The 18,871-nt window shown below is 71.6% G+C and carries 19 protein-coding genes; 11 read left to right on the forward strand and 8 right to left on the reverse strand.

Translation table 11 applies throughout. From position 1 onward, the window contains the following. Positions 1-15 precede the first annotated feature (15 nt). From rimI to HEP85_RS23945, 3 genes are read left to right on the forward strand one after another with little or no spacing between them, the layout of a single operon-like run. Positions 16-498, forward strand: coding sequence for a ribosomal protein S18-alanine N-acetyltransferase (gene rimI, locus HEP85_RS23935; RefSeq protein WP_168533950.1), 483 nt, complete (start codon positions 16-18; stop codon positions 496-498). Next, complete coding sequence (tsaD, locus tag HEP85_RS23940) at positions 491-1,588, forward strand: tRNA (adenosine(37)-N6)-threonylcarbamoyltransferase complex transferase subunit TsaD (RefSeq protein WP_168529696.1); 1,098 nt, start codon at positions 491-493, stop codon at positions 1,586-1,588. Before rimI ends, tsaD begins: the two co-directional genes overlap by 8 nt. After that, positions 1,585-1,842: a hypothetical protein gene (locus HEP85_RS23945; protein ID WP_168529698.1), complete on the forward strand. Its 258-nt coding sequence runs from the start codon at positions 1,585-1,587 to the stop codon at positions 1,840-1,842. The genes tsaD and HEP85_RS23945 overlap by 4 nt, the downstream gene beginning before the upstream one ends. 97 nt (positions 1,843-1,939) lie before the next feature. On the opposite strand, the gene HEP85_RS23950 is transcribed toward HEP85_RS23945, so the two are convergent. The 4 genes from HEP85_RS23950 to HEP85_RS23965 are packed head-to-tail and all read right to left on the reverse strand — an operon-like array spanning position 1,940 to position 7,409. Then, the gene (locus tag HEP85_RS23950; RefSeq protein WP_168529700.1) at positions 1,940-4,240 is read right to left on the reverse strand and encodes a glycoside hydrolase family 3 N-terminal domain-containing protein; all 2,301 of its coding nucleotides are present in this window, start codon (positions 4,238-4,240) and stop codon (positions 1,940-1,942) included. Between the two features lie 49 nt (positions 4,241-4,289). Beyond that, positions 4,290-5,162, reverse strand: coding sequence for a carbohydrate ABC transporter permease (locus HEP85_RS23955; protein WP_248002514.1), 873 nt, complete (start codon positions 5,160-5,162; stop codon positions 4,290-4,292). A gap of 31 nt (positions 5,163-5,193) precedes the next feature. Next, a complete protein-coding gene (locus HEP85_RS23960) occupies positions 5,194-6,069 on the reverse strand; it encodes a carbohydrate ABC transporter permease (RefSeq protein ID WP_168533952.1) in 876 nt (291 codons plus the stop codon). Positions 6,070-6,101: 32 nt separating this feature from the next. After that, positions 6,102-7,409 carry an ABC transporter substrate-binding protein gene (locus HEP85_RS23965; protein WP_168529703.1) on the reverse strand — a complete coding sequence of 436 codons (1,308 nt, stop codon included), beginning with the start codon at positions 7,407-7,409 and terminating at the stop codon, positions 6,102-6,104. A gap of 137 nt (positions 7,410-7,546) precedes the next feature. Between HEP85_RS23965 and HEP85_RS23970 the strand changes: the two genes are divergently transcribed. Both HEP85_RS23970 and HEP85_RS23975 read left to right on the forward strand, forming a co-directional pair. Continuing rightward, a complete protein-coding gene (locus HEP85_RS23970; protein WP_168529705.1) occupies positions 7,547-8,575 on the forward strand; it encodes a LacI family DNA-binding transcriptional regulator in 1,029 nt (342 codons plus the stop codon). Positions 8,576-8,771: 196 nt separating this feature from the next. Next, positions 8,772-9,830, forward strand: coding sequence for an LCP family protein (locus tag HEP85_RS23975; protein WP_168529707.1), 1,059 nt, complete (start codon positions 8,772-8,774; stop codon positions 9,828-9,830). Here the strand turns inward: HEP85_RS23975 and HEP85_RS23980 are convergent. Continuing rightward, a complete protein-coding gene (locus tag HEP85_RS23980) occupies positions 9,823-10,410 on the reverse strand; it encodes a bifunctional 2-polyprenyl-6-hydroxyphenol methylase/3-demethylubiquinol 3-O-methyltransferase UbiG (RefSeq protein WP_168529709.1) in 588 nt (195 codons plus the stop codon). The genes HEP85_RS23975 and HEP85_RS23980 overlap by 8 nt on opposite strands. Before the next feature lie 259 nt (positions 10,411-10,669). Here HEP85_RS23980 and HEP85_RS23985 point away from each other — a divergent pair, with 259 nt between their 5' ends. Together HEP85_RS23985 and HEP85_RS23990 are read left to right on the forward strand one after the other, a co-directional pair. After that, positions 10,670-11,026, forward strand: coding sequence for a YciI family protein (locus tag HEP85_RS23985; protein ID WP_168529711.1), 357 nt, complete (start codon positions 10,670-10,672; stop codon positions 11,024-11,026). 45 nt (positions 11,027-11,071) lie between these two features. Beyond that, positions 11,072-12,340 carry an RNA polymerase sigma factor gene (locus tag HEP85_RS23990; RefSeq protein WP_168529713.1) on the forward strand — a complete coding sequence of 423 codons (1,269 nt, stop codon included), beginning with the start codon at positions 11,072-11,074 and terminating at the stop codon, positions 12,338-12,340. A gap of 15 nt (positions 12,341-12,355) precedes the next feature. Here HEP85_RS23990 and HEP85_RS23995 read toward each other — a convergent pair whose 3' ends face one another. Beyond that, positions 12,356-13,543, reverse strand: coding sequence for a class I SAM-dependent methyltransferase (locus tag HEP85_RS23995; protein WP_248002050.1), 1,188 nt, complete (start codon positions 13,541-13,543; stop codon positions 12,356-12,358). Positions 13,544-13,643: 100 nt separating this feature from the next. On the opposite strand from HEP85_RS23995, the gene HEP85_RS24000 reads away from it, so the two are divergent. The 4 genes from HEP85_RS24000 to groL all read left to right on the forward strand — a co-directional run bounded on the left by HEP85_RS24000 (position 13,644) and on the right by groL (position 17,016). Further along, positions 13,644-13,820, forward strand: a complete 177-nt coding sequence (locus HEP85_RS24000; protein ID WP_168529717.1) for a hypothetical protein — start codon at positions 13,644-13,646, stop codon at positions 13,818-13,820. Between the two features lie 29 nt (positions 13,821-13,849). Continuing rightward, positions 13,850-14,626 (forward strand): polysaccharide deacetylase family protein, encoded by a 777-nt coding sequence (locus HEP85_RS24005; protein WP_329527156.1) that lies wholly within the window; start codon positions 13,850-13,852, stop codon positions 14,624-14,626. Between the two features lie 338 nt (positions 14,627-14,964). Continuing rightward, the gene (groES, locus tag HEP85_RS24010) at positions 14,965-15,273 is read left to right on the forward strand and encodes a co-chaperone GroES (protein ID WP_060901476.1); all 309 of its coding nucleotides are present in this window, start codon (positions 14,965-14,967) and stop codon (positions 15,271-15,273) included. Between the two features lie 114 nt (positions 15,274-15,387). After that, on the forward strand, positions 15,388-17,016 hold the full coding sequence (groL, locus tag HEP85_RS24015) for a chaperonin GroEL (RefSeq protein ID WP_168529721.1): 1,629 nt from the start codon (positions 15,388-15,390) through the stop codon (positions 17,014-17,016). 185 nt (positions 17,017-17,201) lie between these two features. Here the strand turns inward: groL and HEP85_RS24020 are convergent, their stop codons facing one another. Further along, the gene (locus tag HEP85_RS24020) at positions 17,202-17,975 is read right to left on the reverse strand and encodes an SDR family oxidoreductase (RefSeq protein ID WP_168529723.1); all 774 of its coding nucleotides are present in this window, start codon (positions 17,973-17,975) and stop codon (positions 17,202-17,204) included. A gap of 130 nt (positions 17,976-18,105) precedes the next feature. Then, positions 18,106-18,798 carry an MOSC domain-containing protein gene (locus HEP85_RS24025; protein ID WP_168529725.1) on the reverse strand — a complete coding sequence of 231 codons (693 nt, stop codon included), beginning with the start codon at positions 18,796-18,798 and terminating at the stop codon, positions 18,106-18,108. Between the last annotated feature and the right edge of the window lie 73 nt (positions 18,799-18,871).

Raw genomic sequence — 18,871 nt, forward strand, 5'->3', positions numbered from 1 at the left:
GTCGTGCTGCGCGAGATGCGCTGGTGGGACATCGATCCCGTCCTGGCGCTGGAGAAGGACCTCTTCCCCGAGGACGCCTGGTCGCGGGGGATGTTCTGGTCCGAACTGGCCCACGCCCGCGGGCCGGAGGCCACGCGCCGGTACGTGGTCGCCCTCGACGGCGACCGGCTCGTCGGGTACGCGGGGCTCGCCGCCGCCGGTGACCTCGGCGACGTGCAGACGATCGCCGTCCGCCGAGACCAGTGGAGCACCGGCCTCGGCGCCCGGCTGCTGGCCGAACTGCTGCGGGCCGCGACCGCGTTCGAGTGCGCCGAGGTGATGCTCGAGTGCCGCGTCGACAACGTACGCGCGCAGAAGCTGTACGAGCGCTTCGGCTTCGAACCCATCGGCTTCCGGCGCGGCTACTACCAGCCGGGGAACGTCGACGCCCTGGTGATGCGCCTCAACGACCCTTCCACCTCAGTAAACGGCGTACAAGGAACCGAGATCAATGGCTGACGAACCGCTCGTCCTCGGCATCGAGACCTCCTGCGACGAGACCGGCGTCGGCATCGTCCGCGGCACCACCCTGCTCGCGGACGCCATCGCCTCCAGCGTCGACGAGCACGCCCGCTTCGGCGGGGTCGTGCCGGAGGTCGCCTCCCGCGCGCACCTGGAGGCGATGGTGCCGACCATCCAACGCGCCCTGAAGGACGCCGGGGTGAGCGCCCGTGACCTCGACGGGATCGCGGTGACCGCCGGGCCCGGACTCGCCGGCGCGCTGCTCGTCGGGGTCTCGGCGGCGAAGGCGTACGCGTACGCCCTGGGCAAGCCGCTGTACGGCGTCAACCACCTCGCCTCGCACATCTGCGTGGACCAGCTGGAGCACGGCGCGCTGCCGGAGCCGACGATGGCGCTGCTGGTGTCCGGCGGGCACTCCTCGCTGCTGCTCTCCACCGACATCACCTCCGACGTACGGCCGATGGGCGCCACCATCGACGACGCGGCCGGCGAGGCCTTCGACAAGATCGCACGCGTGCTGAACCTCGGCTTCCCCGGCGGCCCGGTCATCGACCGGTACGCCAAGGAGGGCGACCCGAAGGCCATCTCCTTCCCGCGCGGGCTCACCGGCCCGCGCGACCCGGCGTACGACTTCTCCTTCTCCGGTCTGAAGACCTCCGTGGCCCGCTGGATCGAGGCGAAGCGGGCGGCGGGCGAGGAGGTGCCGGTGCGCGACGTGGCCGCGTCCTTCCAGGAGGCGGTGGTGGACGTGCTGACCCGCAAGGCCGTACGGGCCTGCAAGGACCAGGGCGTCGACCATCTGATGATCGGCGGCGGTGTGGCCGCGAACTCCCGGCTGCGCGTCCTGGCCCAGGAGCGCTGCGAGGCCGCCGGGATCCGGCTGCGGGTGCCCCGGCCGAAGCTGTGCACGGACAACGGCGCGATGGTCGCGGCGCTGGGCGCGGAGATGGTCGCGCGCGGGCGCTCCGCCTCCGACTGGGACCTGTCCGCGGACTCGTCCCTGCCGGTGACCGACCCGCACGTGCCGGGGCACTCGCACACGCACGATCATGTGCACGAGGTCAGCAAGGAGAACCTCTACTCGTGACCGTCGCGCTGATGTGGGAGGCCCGTGCCGTCGACGGGCGGGGTGGGGACCTGCTCGCCTGGGTGCGACGGCAGGAGACCGCGGGGGAGCCGGTCCGGCGCGAGATCCTGCGGGCGCCGCGGGACCGGGTCCTCGTCATCACCTGGTGGGACGCCGACTACGACGCGGACCTGCCCGAACTGCCCGAGCCGGACGGCGAGTTGGTGACCCGCGCCGTCCACCGGTGGCGGTTCGAGTCCGTGACGGAGGACTGACCGGGGTCGCTGAGGTCCTCCGACCGCCCCCGATGGGCCGGTGACGGTCGGCGCCCGGACACCTCCGGCAGTGTTCCGCCCGTGTCCGCGCGGTGCCTCAGTCGTCCGTCGACACCTCGCAGCGCAGTCGCCGGTCCGAGCCCAGTACCCGTCGCGGCCCGGTCAGCGACAACCGCGCGGTGTGCCGGGTCTCCGCGCTCGACGCCCCCAGCCGCAGCTCCAGCGCGCCCGGCTCGACCACCCGCTCGCCCGAGCGGTCGGTGAAGGCCGACAGGTCCGCGTGGAAACCGAAGGTGACCCGGCGGGCCTCACCGGGTGCCAGGCGCAGGCGCTGGTAGCCGATCAGCCGCACGTCCGGACGCGTCACCGACGCCACCGGGTCGTGCAGGTAGAGCTGGACGACCTCGGTGCCGTCGCGGTCGCCGGTGTTGCGGACGGTGAGCGAGAGGCCGTACGAGCCGTCCGTCGCGATCTCCGCGTCCGTTCCCCGGAAGTCCTCCCAGGCGAACGTCGTGTACGAGTGGCCGTGGCCGAAGGCGTGGAGCGGGGTGGGGTCCAGGTTGCTGACCTCGCTCGCGAGACCGAGCGGGGGCTGGAGGTAGGTCCACGGCTGGCCGCCGGGCAGCCGCGGCACGCTCACCGGGAGGCGCCCCGAGGGGTTGACGCGGCCGGACAGCACACCGGCGACCGCCGGGCCGCCCTCCTCGCCCGGGAAGAACGCCTGCACCACGGCGCCCAGACGGCCGTCCCAGCGGCCCAGCGCGTAGGGGCGGCCGGTCAGCAGGACCAGCACCACCGGGACGCCGGTGTCGACCAGCGCGTCCAGCAGCTCGCCCTGGACGCCGGGCAGCCGGAGGTCGGAGGCGTCGCAGCCCTCGCCGGACGTGCCCCGGCCGAACAGCCCGGCCCGGTCGCCGAGCACGACCACGCACACATCGGCTTCCGACGCCCGCGCCACCGCCTCGGCGAAACCGGACGGATCGGGGTCCGTGACGCCGCAGCCCTCCGCGAACGTCACCTTGGTGTCCGGGAGTTCGGCGCGCAGCGAGTCGAGGACGGTGGGGATGTCGATGCCCATCAGCACGTCGGGGTGGTGCGTGAGGACGTGGGACGGGAAGGAGTAGCAGCCGAGCATCGCGAGCGGGTCCGCGGCGCGGGGGCCGACGACCGCGACCCGGGTTCCGGGAGCCAGCGGCAGCAGCCCGGCCGGGTTGTCCAGCAGGACCACCGACGCCTCCGCCAGCCGGCCGGCCAGGGCCCGGTTGGCCGTCGAGTCCAGGTCGACGGGGCCTTGGCGCTCGGGCTCCCAGTCCTCGTCCAGGAGGCCCAGTTCGCACTTCTGCAGCAGTACGCGGCGGGCCGCCCGGTCGATCAGCGACTCGGGGGTGCTTCCTCCGCGTACGGCGTCCACCAACGGTTTTCCGTAGCAGTTCACCGTCGGCAGTTCGACGTCGATGCCGGCCTCCAGCGCCGCGTGGGCCGCCTCGGCCGGGCTTCCCGCCACCCGGTGCAGGGTCTGGAGGAAACCGACGCCGAAGTAGTCGGCGACCACGGTTCCGGTGAAGCCCCACCGCTCCCGCAGGAGTTCGGTCAGCAGCCGGGCGTCCGCCGACGCCGGGACGCCGTCCGTCTCGTTGTACGCCGCCATCACCGAACGGGCGCCGCCCTCGCGCAGCGCCATCTCGAACGGCGGGAGCGTGACGTCCGCGAACTCGCGCGCGCCCGCTCGCACCGGCGCCAGGTTCCGTGCCCCCGCCGACGACGCGTACCCGGCGAAGTGCTTCAGCGTGGCGACGATCCCGGCCGATTCCAGGCCCCGCACATAGGCCGTGCCGATCGTGCCGACGAGGTAGGGGTCCTCGCCGATCGTCTCCTCCACCCGGCCCCAGCGCAGGTCGCGGACCACGTCGAGGACGGGCGCCAGGCCCTGGTGCACGCCGACCGAGCGCAGGTCGTCGCCGATGCGTCCGCCCAGCTCCTCGACCAGCTCCGGGTCGAAGGTGGCGCCCCAGGCGAGCGGGACGGGATAGGCCGTCGCGCGCCAGGCGGTGAATCCCGCCAGGCACTCCTCGTGGGCGACCGCGGGGATGCCGAAGCGGCCGGCGTCGGCGATCGCCCGCTGGGCGCGGGCCAGAGCGCGCGCGCCGAGCGCCGGGTCCACCGGGGCGGTGCCGAAGGAGCGGGTCAGCTGGCCGAGCCCGAAGGTGATCAGCTCGTCCCAGTCCTGGTCGGCGGTCATCTCGTGCTGGAGCGGGGCGACTCCGTCGCCGTCCGTCGCCGCGCCCACCCACACGCCGTACAGCTGGGCGGCCTTCTCCTCCACGGTCATCCGGGAGAGCAGGTCGTCGACGCGGGCCGCCGGAGTGCGTGAAGGGTCGCGCCAGGGAGCGGTGGTCATGAAACTCCTGTCAGGGAAGAGGGGTTCGACTGCCCCCGGTCGTACACGTTCACTTGCCGCCCACACCCATCAGGCCGCCGACCAGCGCGCGGCGGGCCACCAGGTACACGACGAAGATCGGGACACCGGAGAGGACCACGGAGGCCAGCAGCGCGGGGATGTTCACGCCGAACTCGCTCACGTAGTTGAACAGGCCGAGGGTCAGGACCCGGGGGCCGTCGGACTGCGTGAAGATCAGCGGGAAGAGGAGCCCGTTCCAGGCCTGGAGCGCCGCGTAGACGACCACGGTGCTGATGCCGCCCTTGGCCAGCGGGATGACCAGCTGGAACAGCATCCGGGTGGTGGAGGCGCCGTCCAGTCCCATCGCCTCGTACAGGTCCTCCGAGATGTCCCGCAGTGTGCCGGTGAGGATCAGCACCGACACCGGCATCGCGAAGGCGGCCGTCGGCAGGATGATCGCGAGCAGGCTGTCGTAGAGGTTCAGCTTGGCGATCATCAGGTAGAGGGGGACCACGACGGCCTGCGCCGGGATCGCGACGCCCAGCAGGAACAGCCGGAAGGCGGCCCCCGACCACACGCTCCGGGTCCGTACGGCGACGTAGGAGAGCGGGACGCACAGCGCCAGGACGATCACGACGACCGCGGCCGCCACGAGCGCGGTGTTCCACAGCAGGTGGCCGAAGCCGTTGTGCAGGACGGTGTCGTAGTTGTCCAGCGTCGGGTGGGACGGCGGCTTGAGGGCGTTGTGGCCCAGCGCCTCGCTCTGGTGGGTGAGCGAGGCCGAGATCATCGCGTAGACCGGGACGATCACGACGGCCAGCCAGATCACCGAGCCGGCTCCGGCGAGCGGGTTGGCACGCCGGGACCAGTGCCTGCGGCGGGGCGCGGTCCGGTCGGGGCCCGGAGCGGGGGCGGTCTTCACAGGGCGCCGCAAGGTGTCGTGTGACACGTCGTCACATTCCTTCCCGGGTGCTGCGCATCGCGCCGAAGCCGGACAGCCGCACCATCAGCAGGGACAACGCGGTCGCGGCGATCACCAGGAACGAGGCGACCGCGCTCGCGTAGCCGAAGTCGTAGCTCTTGAAGCCCGCCTGGTACATCAGGTACGGCAGGATCGCCGTGTCGGTGCCGGGGCCGCCCTGGGTGAGGATGAGGACCGTCTCGAAGTAGGTGAGCGAACCGACGATCATCAGCACACCGGACGTGGTGGCGGTGTTGCGCAGCTGCGGCAGGGTGATCGAGAAGAACTGCCGCAGGCGTCCGGCGCCGTCGATGGCCGCCGCCTGGTAGAGCACCTCGGGGATCTGCCGTGCGCCACCCTGGTAGATGAGCGTGTGGAAGGGGATGAACTGCCAGCCGCCGACGAAGACGATCGCGAGGAACGCTCCGCTGGTCGTGCCGAGGGTGTCCGCGTGGATGATGCCGAAGTTCGGGTCGAGCAGCGCGTAGAACAGCAGCGAGATCGCCGTCGACGACAGCAGGAACGGCGTGAAGAAGATCGCCGAGAGGACCGCGCGGTTGCGCTGCCTGCCCGCCGCCCACACGCCCAGCAGCAGCGAGAGCACCGTCTGGAACGCCCAGCTCACCACGGTCAGCACCACGGTGACCGTCAACGACTGGGTGAGCCGGTCGTCGTTCAGCAGCTTGCGCCAGTTCGCCAGGCCGACCGGACGGGGGTCGCCCAGGCCGTTCCACTGGGTGAACGAGAGGTAGAAGGCCAGGACCATCGGGGCGACGGCGAAGAACGCGAAGAACAGGATGGCGGGCAGGGCCAGCGCGGCGTTCGGGCGGCCGGCCCTGTTGCGTGCGGCGGAGCGGGGGCGGCCCACGGTGCGCGGGCCGCCCTTGACGTGCGCTGTGCTCACTTCAGCCCCTTGAGCGCGGACACGAACTGCGCCGGCGAGGACTTGCCCACGAACAGCTTGTTGACCTCGGTGAGCATCGGGGTCGACACGTTCGGGGCGACCGCCTGGTCCCAGCTCAGCGTGAACGCCGGTGCGTCCTGCACCATTTGGTACTGGAACTTGGCGAACTCCGGGTTGGGGGAGGCGTCCAGCAGACTCGCCGCGTTCGAGGTGGCCGGCACGTCGCCGTTGGCGATGAGTTCCTTGGTGTAGGCCTCGGAGGCGCTGTCCCGCAGGAAGGCGATCGCCGCGTCCTTGTTGGAGGTACGGGCGTTCACCGACCAGTAGTTGGTGGGGTTGCCGACCACGTTGCGGATGTCGCCGGCGCCGCCCTCGATCTTCGGGAACGCGCACCATCCCAGGTTCTTCTTGGCGAAGTCCGGGAACTTGCCGAGCTGCGTGGAGTACTCCCACGACCCCATCAGGTGCATCGCCGCCTTGCCCTTGGCGAAGACCGCGGGGGCGCCGCCGTTGCCGTAGCCCACCGAGCTGTAGCCCTTGCCGAAGGCTCCGTCGTCGATCAGCTCCTTGACGGTCTGGGCGGCCTTGAGGACGGCCGGGTCGCCCCAGCCGGACGCGTCACCGTTCTTGATCTTGTCGAAGACGTCGGGGCCGCCGATCCGGTCGACCAGGTATTCCAGCCACATCAGCTCGGGCCAGATGTCCGAGCCACCCAGCGCGAACGGGGTGATCTTCGCCTTCTTCAGCTTGGCGTTGATGTCGAGCAGCTGGTCCCAGGTGGTGGGCGGCTGGAGCTTGTGCTCCTCGAAGACGGTCTTGTTGTAGAAGAGGATCACGGGCTGCATGCCCCGCATGGGCACGCCGTAGTTCTTGCCGTCCAGGCCGCCCGCGCTGAGCACCGACGGCAGGAAGCCGCTCTTGAGCACCGGGTCGGACGCGATGACGTCGGTCAGGTCGACCAGCTGGCCGGCGTCCTTGTACGCCTTGATCGAGCCGCCGCCCCAGTTGAAGAACACGTCGGGGGCGTTGGGCGAGCCCATCGCGGTGCGCAGCTTCGCCGGGTAGTCCGTGGCGGGCACCTTCTGGAGCTTGACCGTGCCCTTGGCCTTCTTCGCGGCGGCCGACGCGTTGAACCGGTCGACGGACTTGACCTGGATCTTCGCCGCGTCGTCCCCGTAGACGAACGCGGTCAGCGTGCCGCCGTCGCCCGAACCGCCGCCGGAGCCGCAGGCGGTGAGCCCGCCGACGGAGGCCAGGGCGGTCGCGCCCGCGCCGAGGAACCAACGCCTGCTGTAGGACTCCATGGGACGGCACCTCTCGGTATGCGCGAGGACTCCACGACGAGTCCACGCGAATGTTTCGATTCTAAATTCGAATGTTCCGGAACGTAGGGCGATCCTGAGGGTTCGTCAAGGGGTCGCGCAGGGATACGATCGCGGACATGAAGCCTGGGAATTCCGTGGAAGCGCGGACCGCGACGCTCGCCGAGATCGCCCGTGAGGCCGGGGTCTCGGCTCCGACTGTTTCGAAGGTGCTCAACGGCCGCGCCGATGTCGCCCCCGCGACCCGCACCCGGGTCGAGGAACTGCTGCGCGGCCACGGATACCGGCGGCGCGGAGGAGAGGGGGGCCGGTCGCCCCTCATCGACCTGGTCTTCCACGAGCTGGAGAGCGCCTGGGCGATGGAGGTCATCCGGGGCGTGGAGAACGTCGCCCGGGAGGAGGGGCTGAGCGTGGTGCTGTCCGAGAGCGCCGGGCGGCTGACTCCGGGCCGGACCTGGGCCGACCAGGTCGCGGCGCGCCGCCCGCACGGAGTGATCCTCGTGCTGTCCGGGCTCGACGAGTCCGGGCGCGCGCTGCTGACCAGCAGGTCCGTCCCGTTCGTGGTGATGGATCCGGCCGGTGACCCGGGTGACGACGTCCCGTCCATCGGGGCCACCAACTGGCAGGGCGGGCTCGCCGCGACGCGTCATCTGATCGAGCTCGGTCACACCCGGATCGGCGCGATCACCGGACCCTCGCAGATGATGTGCAGCCGCGCCCGGGTCGACGGCTACCGGGCGGCGCTGGAGACGGCGGGGCTGCCCGTCGACTCCGGGCTGATCCGCCCCGGCACCTTCCACCACGAGAGCGGCTACCGGGCCGGACTCGACCTCCTGCGCATGACCGACCGGCCCACGGCCGTCTTCGCCGGCAACGACCTCCAGGCGCTCGGCCTCTACGAGGCGGCCCGCGAGCTGGGGCTGCGCGTCCCCGAGGACCTGAGCGTCGTCGGCTTCGACGATCTGCCGGTGGCGCGCTGGGTGGGGCCGCCGCTGACGACCGTACGGCAGCCGCTCATGGAGATGGCCGAGGCGGCGGCGAAGCTGGTGCTCGAACTGGGCCGTCAGGAAAGGCCCGCGGCCGGAACGCGGATGGAGCTGGCGACCAGCCTGGTCGTCCGCAGCAGCACGGGGGCGCCTCCGGCGTGAGCGGTGAGAGTGCACCCTCCGTGCCTGTCGAAGCCTGTCGATCGTGCCGTCGAAACTTTCGGACAGGGGCGGCGGCGTTCGGTGCCTGCCGTGCCTGCCGTGCCTGCGGTGTCCGTGGGGTGATGGCGGTCTGAGAAAAGTGAGATTTTCCGAAGAAAAGCTCCCTCCGCGTCATTGCTCGACATAATTCGCACTTATGTTCCTCGTCGTGACGGAACACGACGAGAGCGGGGACGGGACGGAGCCGGTGGTCCGGCGGCGGGTGCTGAAGGCCGTCGGCCTCACCCTGGCCGGAGTCCTGGTGCTGGGCATCGGCACGGCGGGCTGGGCCTACTGGCACCTGAACCACAACATCAGGAGCGTCGACATCGACGGGGCGCTCGGCGACAACCGCCCGGCGAAAGCGGTACCGACACCCTCCTCGTCCGCGTCCGTCTCCCCGCTGCCGAGCGGGTCCCTGAACATCCTGGTCCTCGGCTCCGACTCGCGCAGCGGGAAGGCGAACGCCGAACTCGGCGGCGGCGACAGCACGGGCGCACGTTCGGACACGGCGATGGTCGTCCACATCGACGAGGGCCGCACCACGGCGACCGTGGTGAGCATCCCCCGGGACACCCTGGTGACCCGCCCGTCCTGCCCGACCCCGTCCGGCGGGACCACCTCGGTGGCGTACGGCACGATGTTCAACAGCGCGTACGCGCTCGGCGGACCGGTCTGCGCCGTGAAGACCGTCGAGTCCCTGACGGGCGTCCGCATGGACCACTACCTGGAGATCGACTTCTCGGGCTTCGCGAAGCTGGTGAACGCGCTCGGCGGGGTCACGGTCACGACGGACGAGGACATCGACGACGACCAGAGTCATCTGCGCCTGAAGGCGGGCACCCATCTCCTGGACGGCACCCAGGCCCTGGCGCTGGCCCGTACCCGGCACGGCATAGGCGACGGCAGCGACCTCGGCCGCATCGGGCTCCAGCAGAAGCTGGTCAAGGCACTGCTGGAACAGATCTCCTCGACGTCCCTGCTGACCAGCCCCGCCCAGCTCTACCAGGTCGCCGACGCGGTCACCGGCAGCCTCACCACGGACACCGGCCTCGACTCCCTCGGCGAACTGACGAAGCTCGGCCAGAGCCTCAGGTCCCTCTCCGCCGACCACGTCAGGACGGTCATGATGCCGGTGGTGACGGCTCCCTCGGACGCCAACCGGGTGGTGGCGCGCGAGCCGGCGGCGGGCGAGCTGTGGGCGTCGCTCAAGTGACCGTGTACGTCAGCAGATAGCGCCAGTAGAGGAGTTGGCGGACGCGGGCGCCCGGCAGCAGGCGGTCCGCCTCGTCGCGGACGGCGGCGAGCGACATCCGCGGCACGCGCACCGGCGCCGGGACCACCGCGGGCCCGCTCCCGCGCAGCCGTTCGCCCGCCGACACCCCGGCCCTGACCACCGCGTTGGCGGGCACGGCCGCGAGGTCCCACCAGCTGTGCCCCGCGTAGCAGCCCAGCACCAGAAGCACCCCGCCGGGCGCCAGCGCGTCGCGGAACCTGGTCACCGTGCGGAAGGGCATGTGGTGCAGGCTCGCGAGGCAGGTGATGACGTCGTAGTGCGCCTTCGGCAGCGCGGCGGAGGCGGCGTCCGTCCGCCGGAACCGGGGCCCGCCGCCGATCCGTTCGGCCACGGCGATCACCTCCGCGGACGGGTCGACGGCGTCCACCTCGTAGCCGTGCGCGGCGAGCCGCCGCGCGAAGCGGCCGGTGCCGCAGCCGACGTCCAGCGCGGTGCGCCCGTGACCGGGCAGTTTCCGCAGCAGGAGCCGGTGGTAGTGGTCGTTGTGGTCGAAGGGCATACGGGAAAACTCGCACACGGCGGGTACGGACGGTAGTGCTCCCAGGACAGCCGTCCTTCAGCTGTCCACCGGCCGCCCCAGGCGCTGCGGGAACTGTCCCGTCAGCCGCCCGGGGAGCCTTCGGGAAGGCAAACCGTCCGGCAACGCCCGAAAAGAATCTTCGAGGTTTTCCGGGGACGGTGTCGAAACCGGCGCCCTCCGATCGACGCAGGGATGAGAGGCGGGGAGAAGCCCCGCCCTCCGCACCGAAGGAGCCACCATGCCCCGCTATCTGTCCCTGGTCCGTATCGACGAGACCACCGCCCCCGCCGAGGGCCCGAGCCCCGAGCTGATGCAGCGGATGGGCGAGCTGATCGAGGAGATCACCAAGGCGGGGGTCATGCTCGACACCGCCGGACTGACGCCGACCGTCCAGGGCAAGCGGGTGCACTGGGAGGGCGGCCAGCTGTCCGTCACCGACGGCCCCTTCACCGAGTCCAAGGAGGTCGTCGGCGGTTACGCGCTCATGCAGTGCAAGGACATGGCCGAGGCACTGGAGTGGACCAAGCGGTTCCTGAAGACGCACGAGGAGCACTGGACCGTGACCTGCGAGGTGCGGGAGATCGCCGAGGGCTGAGCGGCGGCTTGGCCCAGCCGGTCCGCTGGTGTCTGATGGTGGGCTGTGGAACAGCAGCCCACCGTCACCCCGTCCGGTGCCGACGAGACCGTGGAGACGATCTTCCGGATCGAGTCGCCCCGGATCATCGCCGGCGTCACCCGTGTCGTCCGGGACGTCGGCATCGCCGAGGAACTGGCCCAGGACGCCCTCGTCGCGGCGCTGGAGCAGTGGCCACGGGACGGAGTACCGGACAACCCCGGCGCCTGGCTCATGGCCACGGCCAAGCACCGGGCCATCGACCTGGTACGCCGCCGGGAGCGCTACGCGCGCAAGCTGGAGGAGATCGGGCGCGACCTGGAGGCGACCGTCCCCTTCGAGGAACCCTCCGACCCGGACGACATCGACGACGACCTGCTCCGGCTCGTGTTCACCGCCTGCCACCCGGTGCTGTCCGCTCAGGCCCGCATCGCCCTCACGCTGCGCCTGCTCGGCGGGCTGACCACGCCCGAGATCGCCCGCGCCTTCCTCGCGCCGGAGGCGACGATCGCCCAGCGCATCGTGCGCGCCAAACGGACGCTGGCGACGAAGGGGGTCCCCTTCGAAGTCCCCTACGGCCCGGACCGGGAGAGCCGGCTCGGCTCGGTCCTCGAGGTCATCTACCTCGTCTTCAACGAGGGGTACGCGGCCACGGCCGGCGACGACCTGCTGCGCCCCGCGCTGTGCGAGGAGGCACTCCGGCTGGCCCGCGTCCTCGCCGAACTGATGCCCAAGGAGCCCGAGGTGCACGGGCTCGCCGCGCTGCTGGAGCTCCAGGAGTCCCGCGCCGCCGCCCGCACCGGGCCCTCGGGCGAGCCGGTCCTCCTCAGGGACCAGAACCGCCGCCGCTGGAACCGCCTGCTGATCCACCGCGGTTTCGCCGCCCTGGCCCGCGCGAACGCCGTCACCACGCGCGCCCCGGGTCCGTACGCCCTCCAGGCCGCCATCGCCGCCAGCCACGCCCAGGCATACACGTACGAGGACACGGACTGGCGGCAGATCGCCACCCTGTACGGGCTCCTCGCGGCCCGCTCCCCGTCGCCCGTCGTCGAACTCAACCGTGCCGTCGCCGTCTCGATGGCGGACGGCCCCGGCCCCGCCCTGGCCATCGTCGACACGCTCGCGGCCGAACCCGCCCTGCGCGACTACCACCTGCTGCCCAGCGTCCGCGGGGACCTGCTCGCCCGGCTGGGACGCACGCGGGAGGCGCGGGCGGAGTTCGAGCGGGCCGCGGGCCTGGCCCGCAACGAACGCGAGCGGAAACTGCTGGAGGCGCGCGCGAAGGAGTGCCGTTAGCGGCGTGCGGTGGCGTCAGGCGGAGTGCTGCCGGGCCGGGTGACCGACCAGCATCGTGGGTGCCCCCGCGACCCTGGTCAGGAAGACGGTCGCGGTGTGCGGGCCCTGCGGCTTGACCTTCCTGCGCAGCTCCTCCGGTTCGACCGCCGAGCCCCGCTTCTTCACGGTCAGCACGCCGACCTCCCGCTCCCGCAGCAGCGCCCTCAGCTTCTTCACGTTGAAGGGAAGGCGGTCGGTGATCTCGTACGCGGTGGCGTACGGGGTCGGGCGCAGCGAGTCCGCCGTGATGTACGCGATGGTCTCGTCGAGGAGCCCGCCGTCGAGGTCCTCGGCCACCTCGGCGACCAGATGGGCGCGGATCACGGCGCCGTCCGGCTCGTAGAGATAGCGCCCGACCGGCCGCACCGAGGGGTCGGGCAGACCCCGGCCGCGCAGGGCACGGGGGCCCGGCAGCAGGGTGGCCCGCACCAGACCCGGCTCCGTGCCGAACCACAGCACGGCCTCCTTCACGTCCCCGCCGTCCGAGATCCACTCGGCCTCCGCCTCGGCGGGGACCGTCTCGTGCGGGATGCCCGGGGCGATCTTCAGGGCGGCGAGCGGGGCCTTCAGGGCCGCCCCGACCGCCCAGGAGAGCGGCGGTGAGTACGCCTCGGGGTCGAAGATCCGTCCGCCCGCCCTGCCGCCCCGCCGTGCCGGGTCCACGAAGACGGCGTCGTACGAGGCCGTGTCCACCTCCGTGACGTCCGCCTCGCGCACCTCGATCAGGCCGGAGAGCCCGAGCGCCTCGGCGTTCGCGCGGGCGGCCGCGGCCGCCAAGGGGTCCCGGTCGACGGCGAGGACGCGGATCCCGGCGCGGGCCAGCGCGATCGCGTCGCCGCCGATACCGGAGCAGAGGTCGGCGACCGAGCGCACACCGAGCGCGCGCAGACGCTCCGCGCGGTGCGTGGCGACCGTCGTACGGGTCGACTGCTCGACCCCGTTCGGCGTGAAGAACATCCGGTCCGCGTCCTCGGCGCCGAACTTCGCCGCCGCCCGCTGCCGCAGCCGCGCCTGTCCGAGCGCCGCGGACACCAGCTCGGCCGGATGGGTGCGGCGCAGCCGGGTGGCGACGGCCAGCTCCTGGGCCGGGTCGGTGCCGCGCACCTCGTCGAGCAGCGCGTGGCCCTCGGGGGTGAGCAGGGAGGCGAAGGAGACGTCGTTCACCGGCCCATTGTCGGTCAGTGTGGGCCAGTCGGTGGACGGTGCGCGTCCGGTCGCGGTGTCGGGGGCCCCTACGGGCCGTGACCTGGGAGGATCCGACACCATGCGATCAGTACGACAAGCCGATAAAAATGACGCGAACCGGACGAGTGTCCGAAGCGGGATCGCCGCCCTCGCCGCCCTCGCCGCCCTCGCCGTCATCGGTCTCGCCTCCGGCTGTGCCGGCGGTGGGGCCGCGGAGCCGAGGCCCGCGCACGGCCTGCGGATGACGGGCCTGTGAGAGGCGGGTCGCCGGCTCCGGCCGCCCGATTGCGTGCGCGGGCGGCCGCCGCGTCGGCCGCAGTGCTCGCCGCGGTCCTGCTGGCCGGCTGCGCCCAGTCCGTGGACCCGATCGAGCGCCTGGGCAAGAAGGCCGCGCAAGAGGTGGGCAGGACCCACCCGCACGGTCCGGCGTCGGCGACGTACCGGCGCTGGGGGCTGTCCGCCCCGCTCGCCCCGGCACCGCGGCCGCCCGCCCGCAGCGGCGTGCGCCGCGACCGGACGGGGCCGGTCCCCGTCGTCGGCCGCGTGCCCACCCACGACAGGGTGGTCTTCCTGACCTACGACGACGGCGTCGAGCGCGATCCGCGGTTCGTCGACATGGTCCGTGAACTGCGGCTGCCGGTCAGCATGTTCCTCACGGACCATGTCGTCGGACCCGGCTACGGCCACTTCGCGCGGCTGCGGGAGGTCGGCGCGAGCGTCCAGAACCACACCCTCGACCACGCCTCGCTGCGCGGACTGCCGTACGCCGGCCAGCGGGCCGAGATCTGCGGCCAGCAGGACAAGCTCAAGGCCCGCTTCGGCATCCGCCCCCGGCTCTTCCGGCCCCCCTACGGCACCTACGACGCCACCACCCTGCGCGCCGCCGCCGACTGCGGGGTCGCGGCCGTCGTCCTGGGCAGGGTGCCCGACGCCCACCGGCTGCGCCCCGGCGACATCCTGTCCGCTTCGGAGGAGCCGAACCTCATCGCGGCGACCACCCGACTCCTCCGCCGCATCCAGGCGGAGGGCTTCACCCCGGCCCGCCTGGAGAACTACCTCTGACCCACCGGACCGGGCGGCACCTTCCGGCGAGGGCAGGCACCCTCAGCCCGTCCGGCGTTTGAGGACGAGGCCGTCCAGGCCGAAGCGGGGGCCTGGGGGCGGCAGCCCCCGGAGCGACGCCCGCACCGGCGAACGGTGCCCAGAACTCCACGCCACGCCGCAGGCCTTTGGCACTCCGCTTGACCGAGTGCTAATCGCGGTCATAGTCTCAGGCCTGGCACTCCCCACTGGAGAGTGCCAATAGCGACGGGCAGGTCCGGCACCCGCGACGACGGATCCACCTGGTCGCCACCTCAGACAGTTAACCCCGTGAGATCTCCGAAGGGGGAGGTCGGATCGTGACGACCACCAGCTCCAAGGTTGCCATCAAGCCGCTCGAGGACCGTGTCGTGGTCCAGCCGCTGGACGCCGAGCAGACCACGGCCTCTGGCCTGGTCATCCCGGACACCGCGAAGGAGAAGCCCCAGGAGGGCGTCGTCCTGGCCGTGGGCCCGGGCCGCTTCGAGAACGGCGAGCGCCTGCCGCTCGACGTCAGCACCGGCGACATCGTGCTGTACAGCAAGTACGGCGGCACCGAGGTGAAGTACAACGGCGAGGAGTACCTCGTCCTCTCGGCCCGCGACGTGCTCGCGATCATCGAGAAGTAATTCACCACAGTTCTGCAGTGAACTGCGCCCCTGGCCCCCGCGACCTTATGAAGCCGGGCGCTGGGGGCGCGGTTCGTTTTCACCCACGTTTTCCGAGAGGGCTGAACCGCTCCCATGGCGAAGATCCTGAAGTTCGACGAGGACGCCCGTCGCGCCCTTGAGCGCGGCGTCAACAAGCTTGCCGACACCGTCAAGGTGACGATCGGTCCCAAGGGCCGCAACGTCGTCATCGACAAGAAGTTCGGCGCCCCCACCATCACCAACGACGGCGTCACCATCGCCCGCGAGGTCGAGCTCGACGACCCGTACGAGAACCTCGGCGCCCAGCTGGTGAAGGAGGTGGCGACCAAGACCAACGACGTCGCGGGTGACGGTACGACCACCGCCACCGTGCTGGCCCAGGCGCTCGTCCGCGAGGGTCTGAAGAACGTCGCCGCGGGTGCCTCCCCGGCGCTGCTCAAGAAGGGCATCGACGCCGCGGTCAAGGCCGTGTCCGAGGAGCTCCTCGCGACCGCCCGTCCGATCGACGAGAAGTCCGACATCGCCGCCGTCGCCGCCCTGTCCGCCCAGGACAGCCAGGTCGGCGAGCTCATCGCCGAGGCGATGGACAAGGTCGGCAAGGACGGTGTCATCACCGTCGAGGAGTCCAACACCTTCGGTCTGGAGCTGGACTTCACCGAGGGCATGGCCTTCGACAAGGGCTACCTGTCGCCGTACTTCGTGACGGACCAGGAGCGCATGGAGGCCGTCCTCGAGGACCCGTACATCCTCATCCACCAGGGCAAGATCTCCTCCATCCAGGACCTGCTGCCGCTGCTGGAGAAGGTCATCCAGGCCAACGCCTCCAAGCCGCTGCTGATCATCGCCGAGGACGTCGACGGCGAGGCGCTGTCGACCCTGGTCGTCAACAAGATCCGCGGCACGTTCAACGCCGTCGCCGTGAAGGCCCCCGGCTTCGGCGACCGCCGCAAGGCCATGCTGGGCGACCTCGCCACCCTCACCGGCGGTCAGGTCATCGCCGAGGAGGTCGGCCTCAAGCTCGACCAGGTCGGCCTGGACGTGCTGGGCACCGCCCGCCGCGTGACGGTCACCAAGGACGACACCACCGTCGTGGACGGTGGCGGCGAGCACGACGCCGTCGTGGGCCGCGTCAACCAGATCAAGGCCGAGATCGAGAACACGGACTCCGACTGGGACCGCGAGAAGCTCCAGGAGCGCCTCGCGAAGCTGGCCGGCGGCGTGTGCGTGATCAAGGTCGGCGCCGCCACCGAGGTGGAGCTCAAGGAGAAGAAGCACCGTCTGGAGGACGCCATCTCCGCGACCCGCGCCGCGGTCGAGGAGGGCATCGTCTCCGGTGGTGGCTCCGCGCTCGTCCACGCGGTCAAGGTCCTCGAGGGCAACCTCGGCAAGACCGGCGACGAGGCCACGGGTGTCGCGGTCGTCCGCCGCGCCGCCGTAGAGCCGCTGCGCTGGATCGCCGAGAACGCCGGCCTGGAGGGCTACGTCATCACCTCCAAGGTCGCCGAGCTCGACAAGGGCCAGGGCTTCAACGCCGCCACCGGCGAGTACGGCGACCTGGTCAAGTCCGGTGTCATCGACCCGGTCAAGGTCACCCGCTCCGCTCTGGAGAACGCCGCTTCCATCGCCTCCCTGCTCCTCACGACCGAGACCCTGGTCGTCGAGAAGCCGGCCGAGGAAGAGGCCGACGCGGGCCACGGCCACGGCCACGGTCACTCCCACTGACGCACCCGGTCGGACGCCCGCACCGGCAGGCGTCCACACCGGTGGACAGCACTGAGGCCCAGCTCCCTTCGGGGATGCTGGGCCTCAGCGCTGTGGCGGGCACGTACGGGCCCTACCGTCCCGCTGCTCCACCGCCGTACCGCTCCACCGCCGTACTGTTCCCGCTGTTCCCTGGCTGCGCTGTTCTACTGCGGCCCGTACTTGCGCCCCGTCTTCGACGTGATCCCGCCCAGCAGCCCGCGCGGCGCCACCTTCACCACACCCATCAGCGCCTTGTACCGCGGGTCGGGGATGGACAGCGACTTGCCGCGGGCCAGGTCCGCGAGCGCCGCCGCGACCAGCTTGTCCGCGTCGAGCCACATCCAGTTCGGGATGTTGTCCGTGCCCATCCCGGCGCGCTGGTGGAACTCGGTGCGCACGAAGCCCGGGGCCAGCGCCATCAGCCGTACGCCACTGCCCGCCAGGTCCCTCGCCGCGCCCTGCGTGAACTGCACGACCCACGCCTTGGACGCCCCGTACGTACCCCGCGGGACGAACGCGGCCACCGACGCCACATTGACGACCCCGCCCCGGCCGCGCTCCCGCATGGCCGCGGTCGCCGCCGACGTCAGCCGCAGCACCGCCTCGCAGTGCACCTTGAGCATCGTCAGCTCGTCGGCCATCGACACCTCGAGATAGCGGCCCTTGTTGCCGAAACCGGCGTTGTTGATCAGCAGGTCGACCGGGTTCCTGCGGTCGCTCAGCCGCCTGGCCACCGTCTCGATGCCGTCGTCCGTCGCCAGGTCGGCCGTCAGCACCTCCGCCTCGATGCCGTGCCGGTCGTGCAGTTCCGTCGCCTGCTCGGCCAGGCGCTCGGTGTCGCGCGCCACCAGCACGAGGTTGTGGCCGTCAGCCGCGAGGCGGCGCGCGAAGGCGGCGCCGATGCCCGCGGTCGATCCCGTAATCAGAGCCGTTGTCATGGCCCAAGGCTAGTGACCTGACCAGGCGCACCGCGCCCCCGCCTCCCGGTCCCCGGCCCCGCTCCACGCGTGCCGCGCGGCCGGTGTCGCGGCCGTCACCGACCGTGTCCCGCGCGTGCCGCCGCGACCGCTACCCGCCCTGCCGCGCCACGTACTTCTCCGCCGCCGCCCACGCCTCCGGATGCAGTGCCGGGCCCGCGGCCAACAGCCCTGGCAGCAGCTCTCGTTCGGTCGTCATGGCGCGGAACTCGACCGCGACCGTCACCTCGTGCTCCGGCCGGTGCACGACCTCGATCGGGTCGCCCGCGCGGATCTCGCCGGGTTCGATGACCCGCAGATACGCGCCGGGCGCGGCCTTCCGGGTGAACCGCTTCACCCAGCCCCGCTCCCCGAGGTGTTCCTGGAACGTACGGCAGGGGATGCGTCCGGAGGTGACCTCCAGGACCAGCACGGAGCCGACCCGCCAGCGCTCACCGATCCGCGCACCGGACACGTCCAGCCCCCGCGTCGTGAGGTTCTCGCCGAAGGCGCCGTTCACCAGCGGCCGGCCGAGCTCGCGCTCCCAGTCGTCGAGGTCCTCACGGGCGACCGCGTAGACGGCCTGGTCGTTCCCGCCGTGGTGGCGCAGGTCGCACACCGTGTCCCCGGCCAGACCGCTCGCGCCGACCCCCTTGGGCCCGGGGGCCGTCACCCGCACCGGCCCGGCCACCGGCCGCTTGTCGATGCCGGTCACACCCACGGCCTGGTCCGTGTACGGGACGGCGTGCGCGCGGCCCAGGTTCAGAGACAGAACGCGGCCCAGGTTCAGAGACAGAAGCTGCATGGCAGCACGCTAGGCGATGGAGGCCAAAGCGTCGACGCGATATTCGCCACCGTACCCAAGTCTCGCTTATGCT

This window comes from Streptomyces sp. RPA4-2, from assembly GCF_012273515.2.
GTDB classification, from domain to species: Bacteria; Actinomycetota; Actinomycetes; order Streptomycetales; family Streptomycetaceae; genus Streptomyces; species Streptomyces kaempferi.

Coding starts and splice junctions, on each gene's coding strand:
- rimI (WP_168533950.1), top strand. CDS start 16: ATGCGCTGGTGGGACATCGATCCCGTCCTGGCGCTGGAGAAGGACCTC.
- tsaD (WP_168529696.1), top strand. CDS start 491: ATGGCTGACGAACCGCTCGTCCTCGGCATCGAGACCTCCTGCGACGAG.
- HEP85_RS23950 (WP_168529700.1), bottom strand. CDS start 4,240: ATGACCACCGCTCCCTGGCGCGACCCTTCACGCACTCCGGCGGCCCGC.
- HEP85_RS23965 (WP_168529703.1), bottom strand. CDS start 7,409: ATGGAGTCCTACAGCAGGCGTTGGTTCCTCGGCGCGGGCGCGACCGCC.
- HEP85_RS23970 (WP_168529705.1), top strand. CDS start 7,547: ATGAAGCCTGGGAATTCCGTGGAAGCGCGGACCGCGACGCTCGCCGAG.
- HEP85_RS23975 (WP_168529707.1), top strand. CDS start 8,772: ATGTTCCTCGTCGTGACGGAACACGACGAGAGCGGGGACGGGACGGAG.
- HEP85_RS23980 (WP_168529709.1), bottom strand. CDS start 10,410: ATGCCCTTCGACCACAACGACCACTACCACCGGCTCCTGCTGCGGAAA.
- HEP85_RS23985 (WP_168529711.1), top strand. CDS start 10,670: ATGCCCCGCTATCTGTCCCTGGTCCGTATCGACGAGACCACCGCCCCC.
- HEP85_RS24000 (WP_168529717.1), top strand. CDS start 13,644: ATGCGATCAGTACGACAAGCCGATAAAAATGACGCGAACCGGACGAGT.
- groL (WP_168529721.1), top strand. CDS start 15,388: ATGGCGAAGATCCTGAAGTTCGACGAGGACGCCCGTCGCGCCCTTGAG.
- HEP85_RS24020 (WP_168529723.1), bottom strand. CDS start 17,975: ATGACAACGGCTCTGATTACGGGATCGACCGCGGGCATCGGCGCCGCC.
- HEP85_RS24025 (WP_168529725.1), bottom strand. CDS start 18,798: ATGCAGCTTCTGTCTCTGAACCTGGGCCGCGTTCTGTCTCTGAACCTG.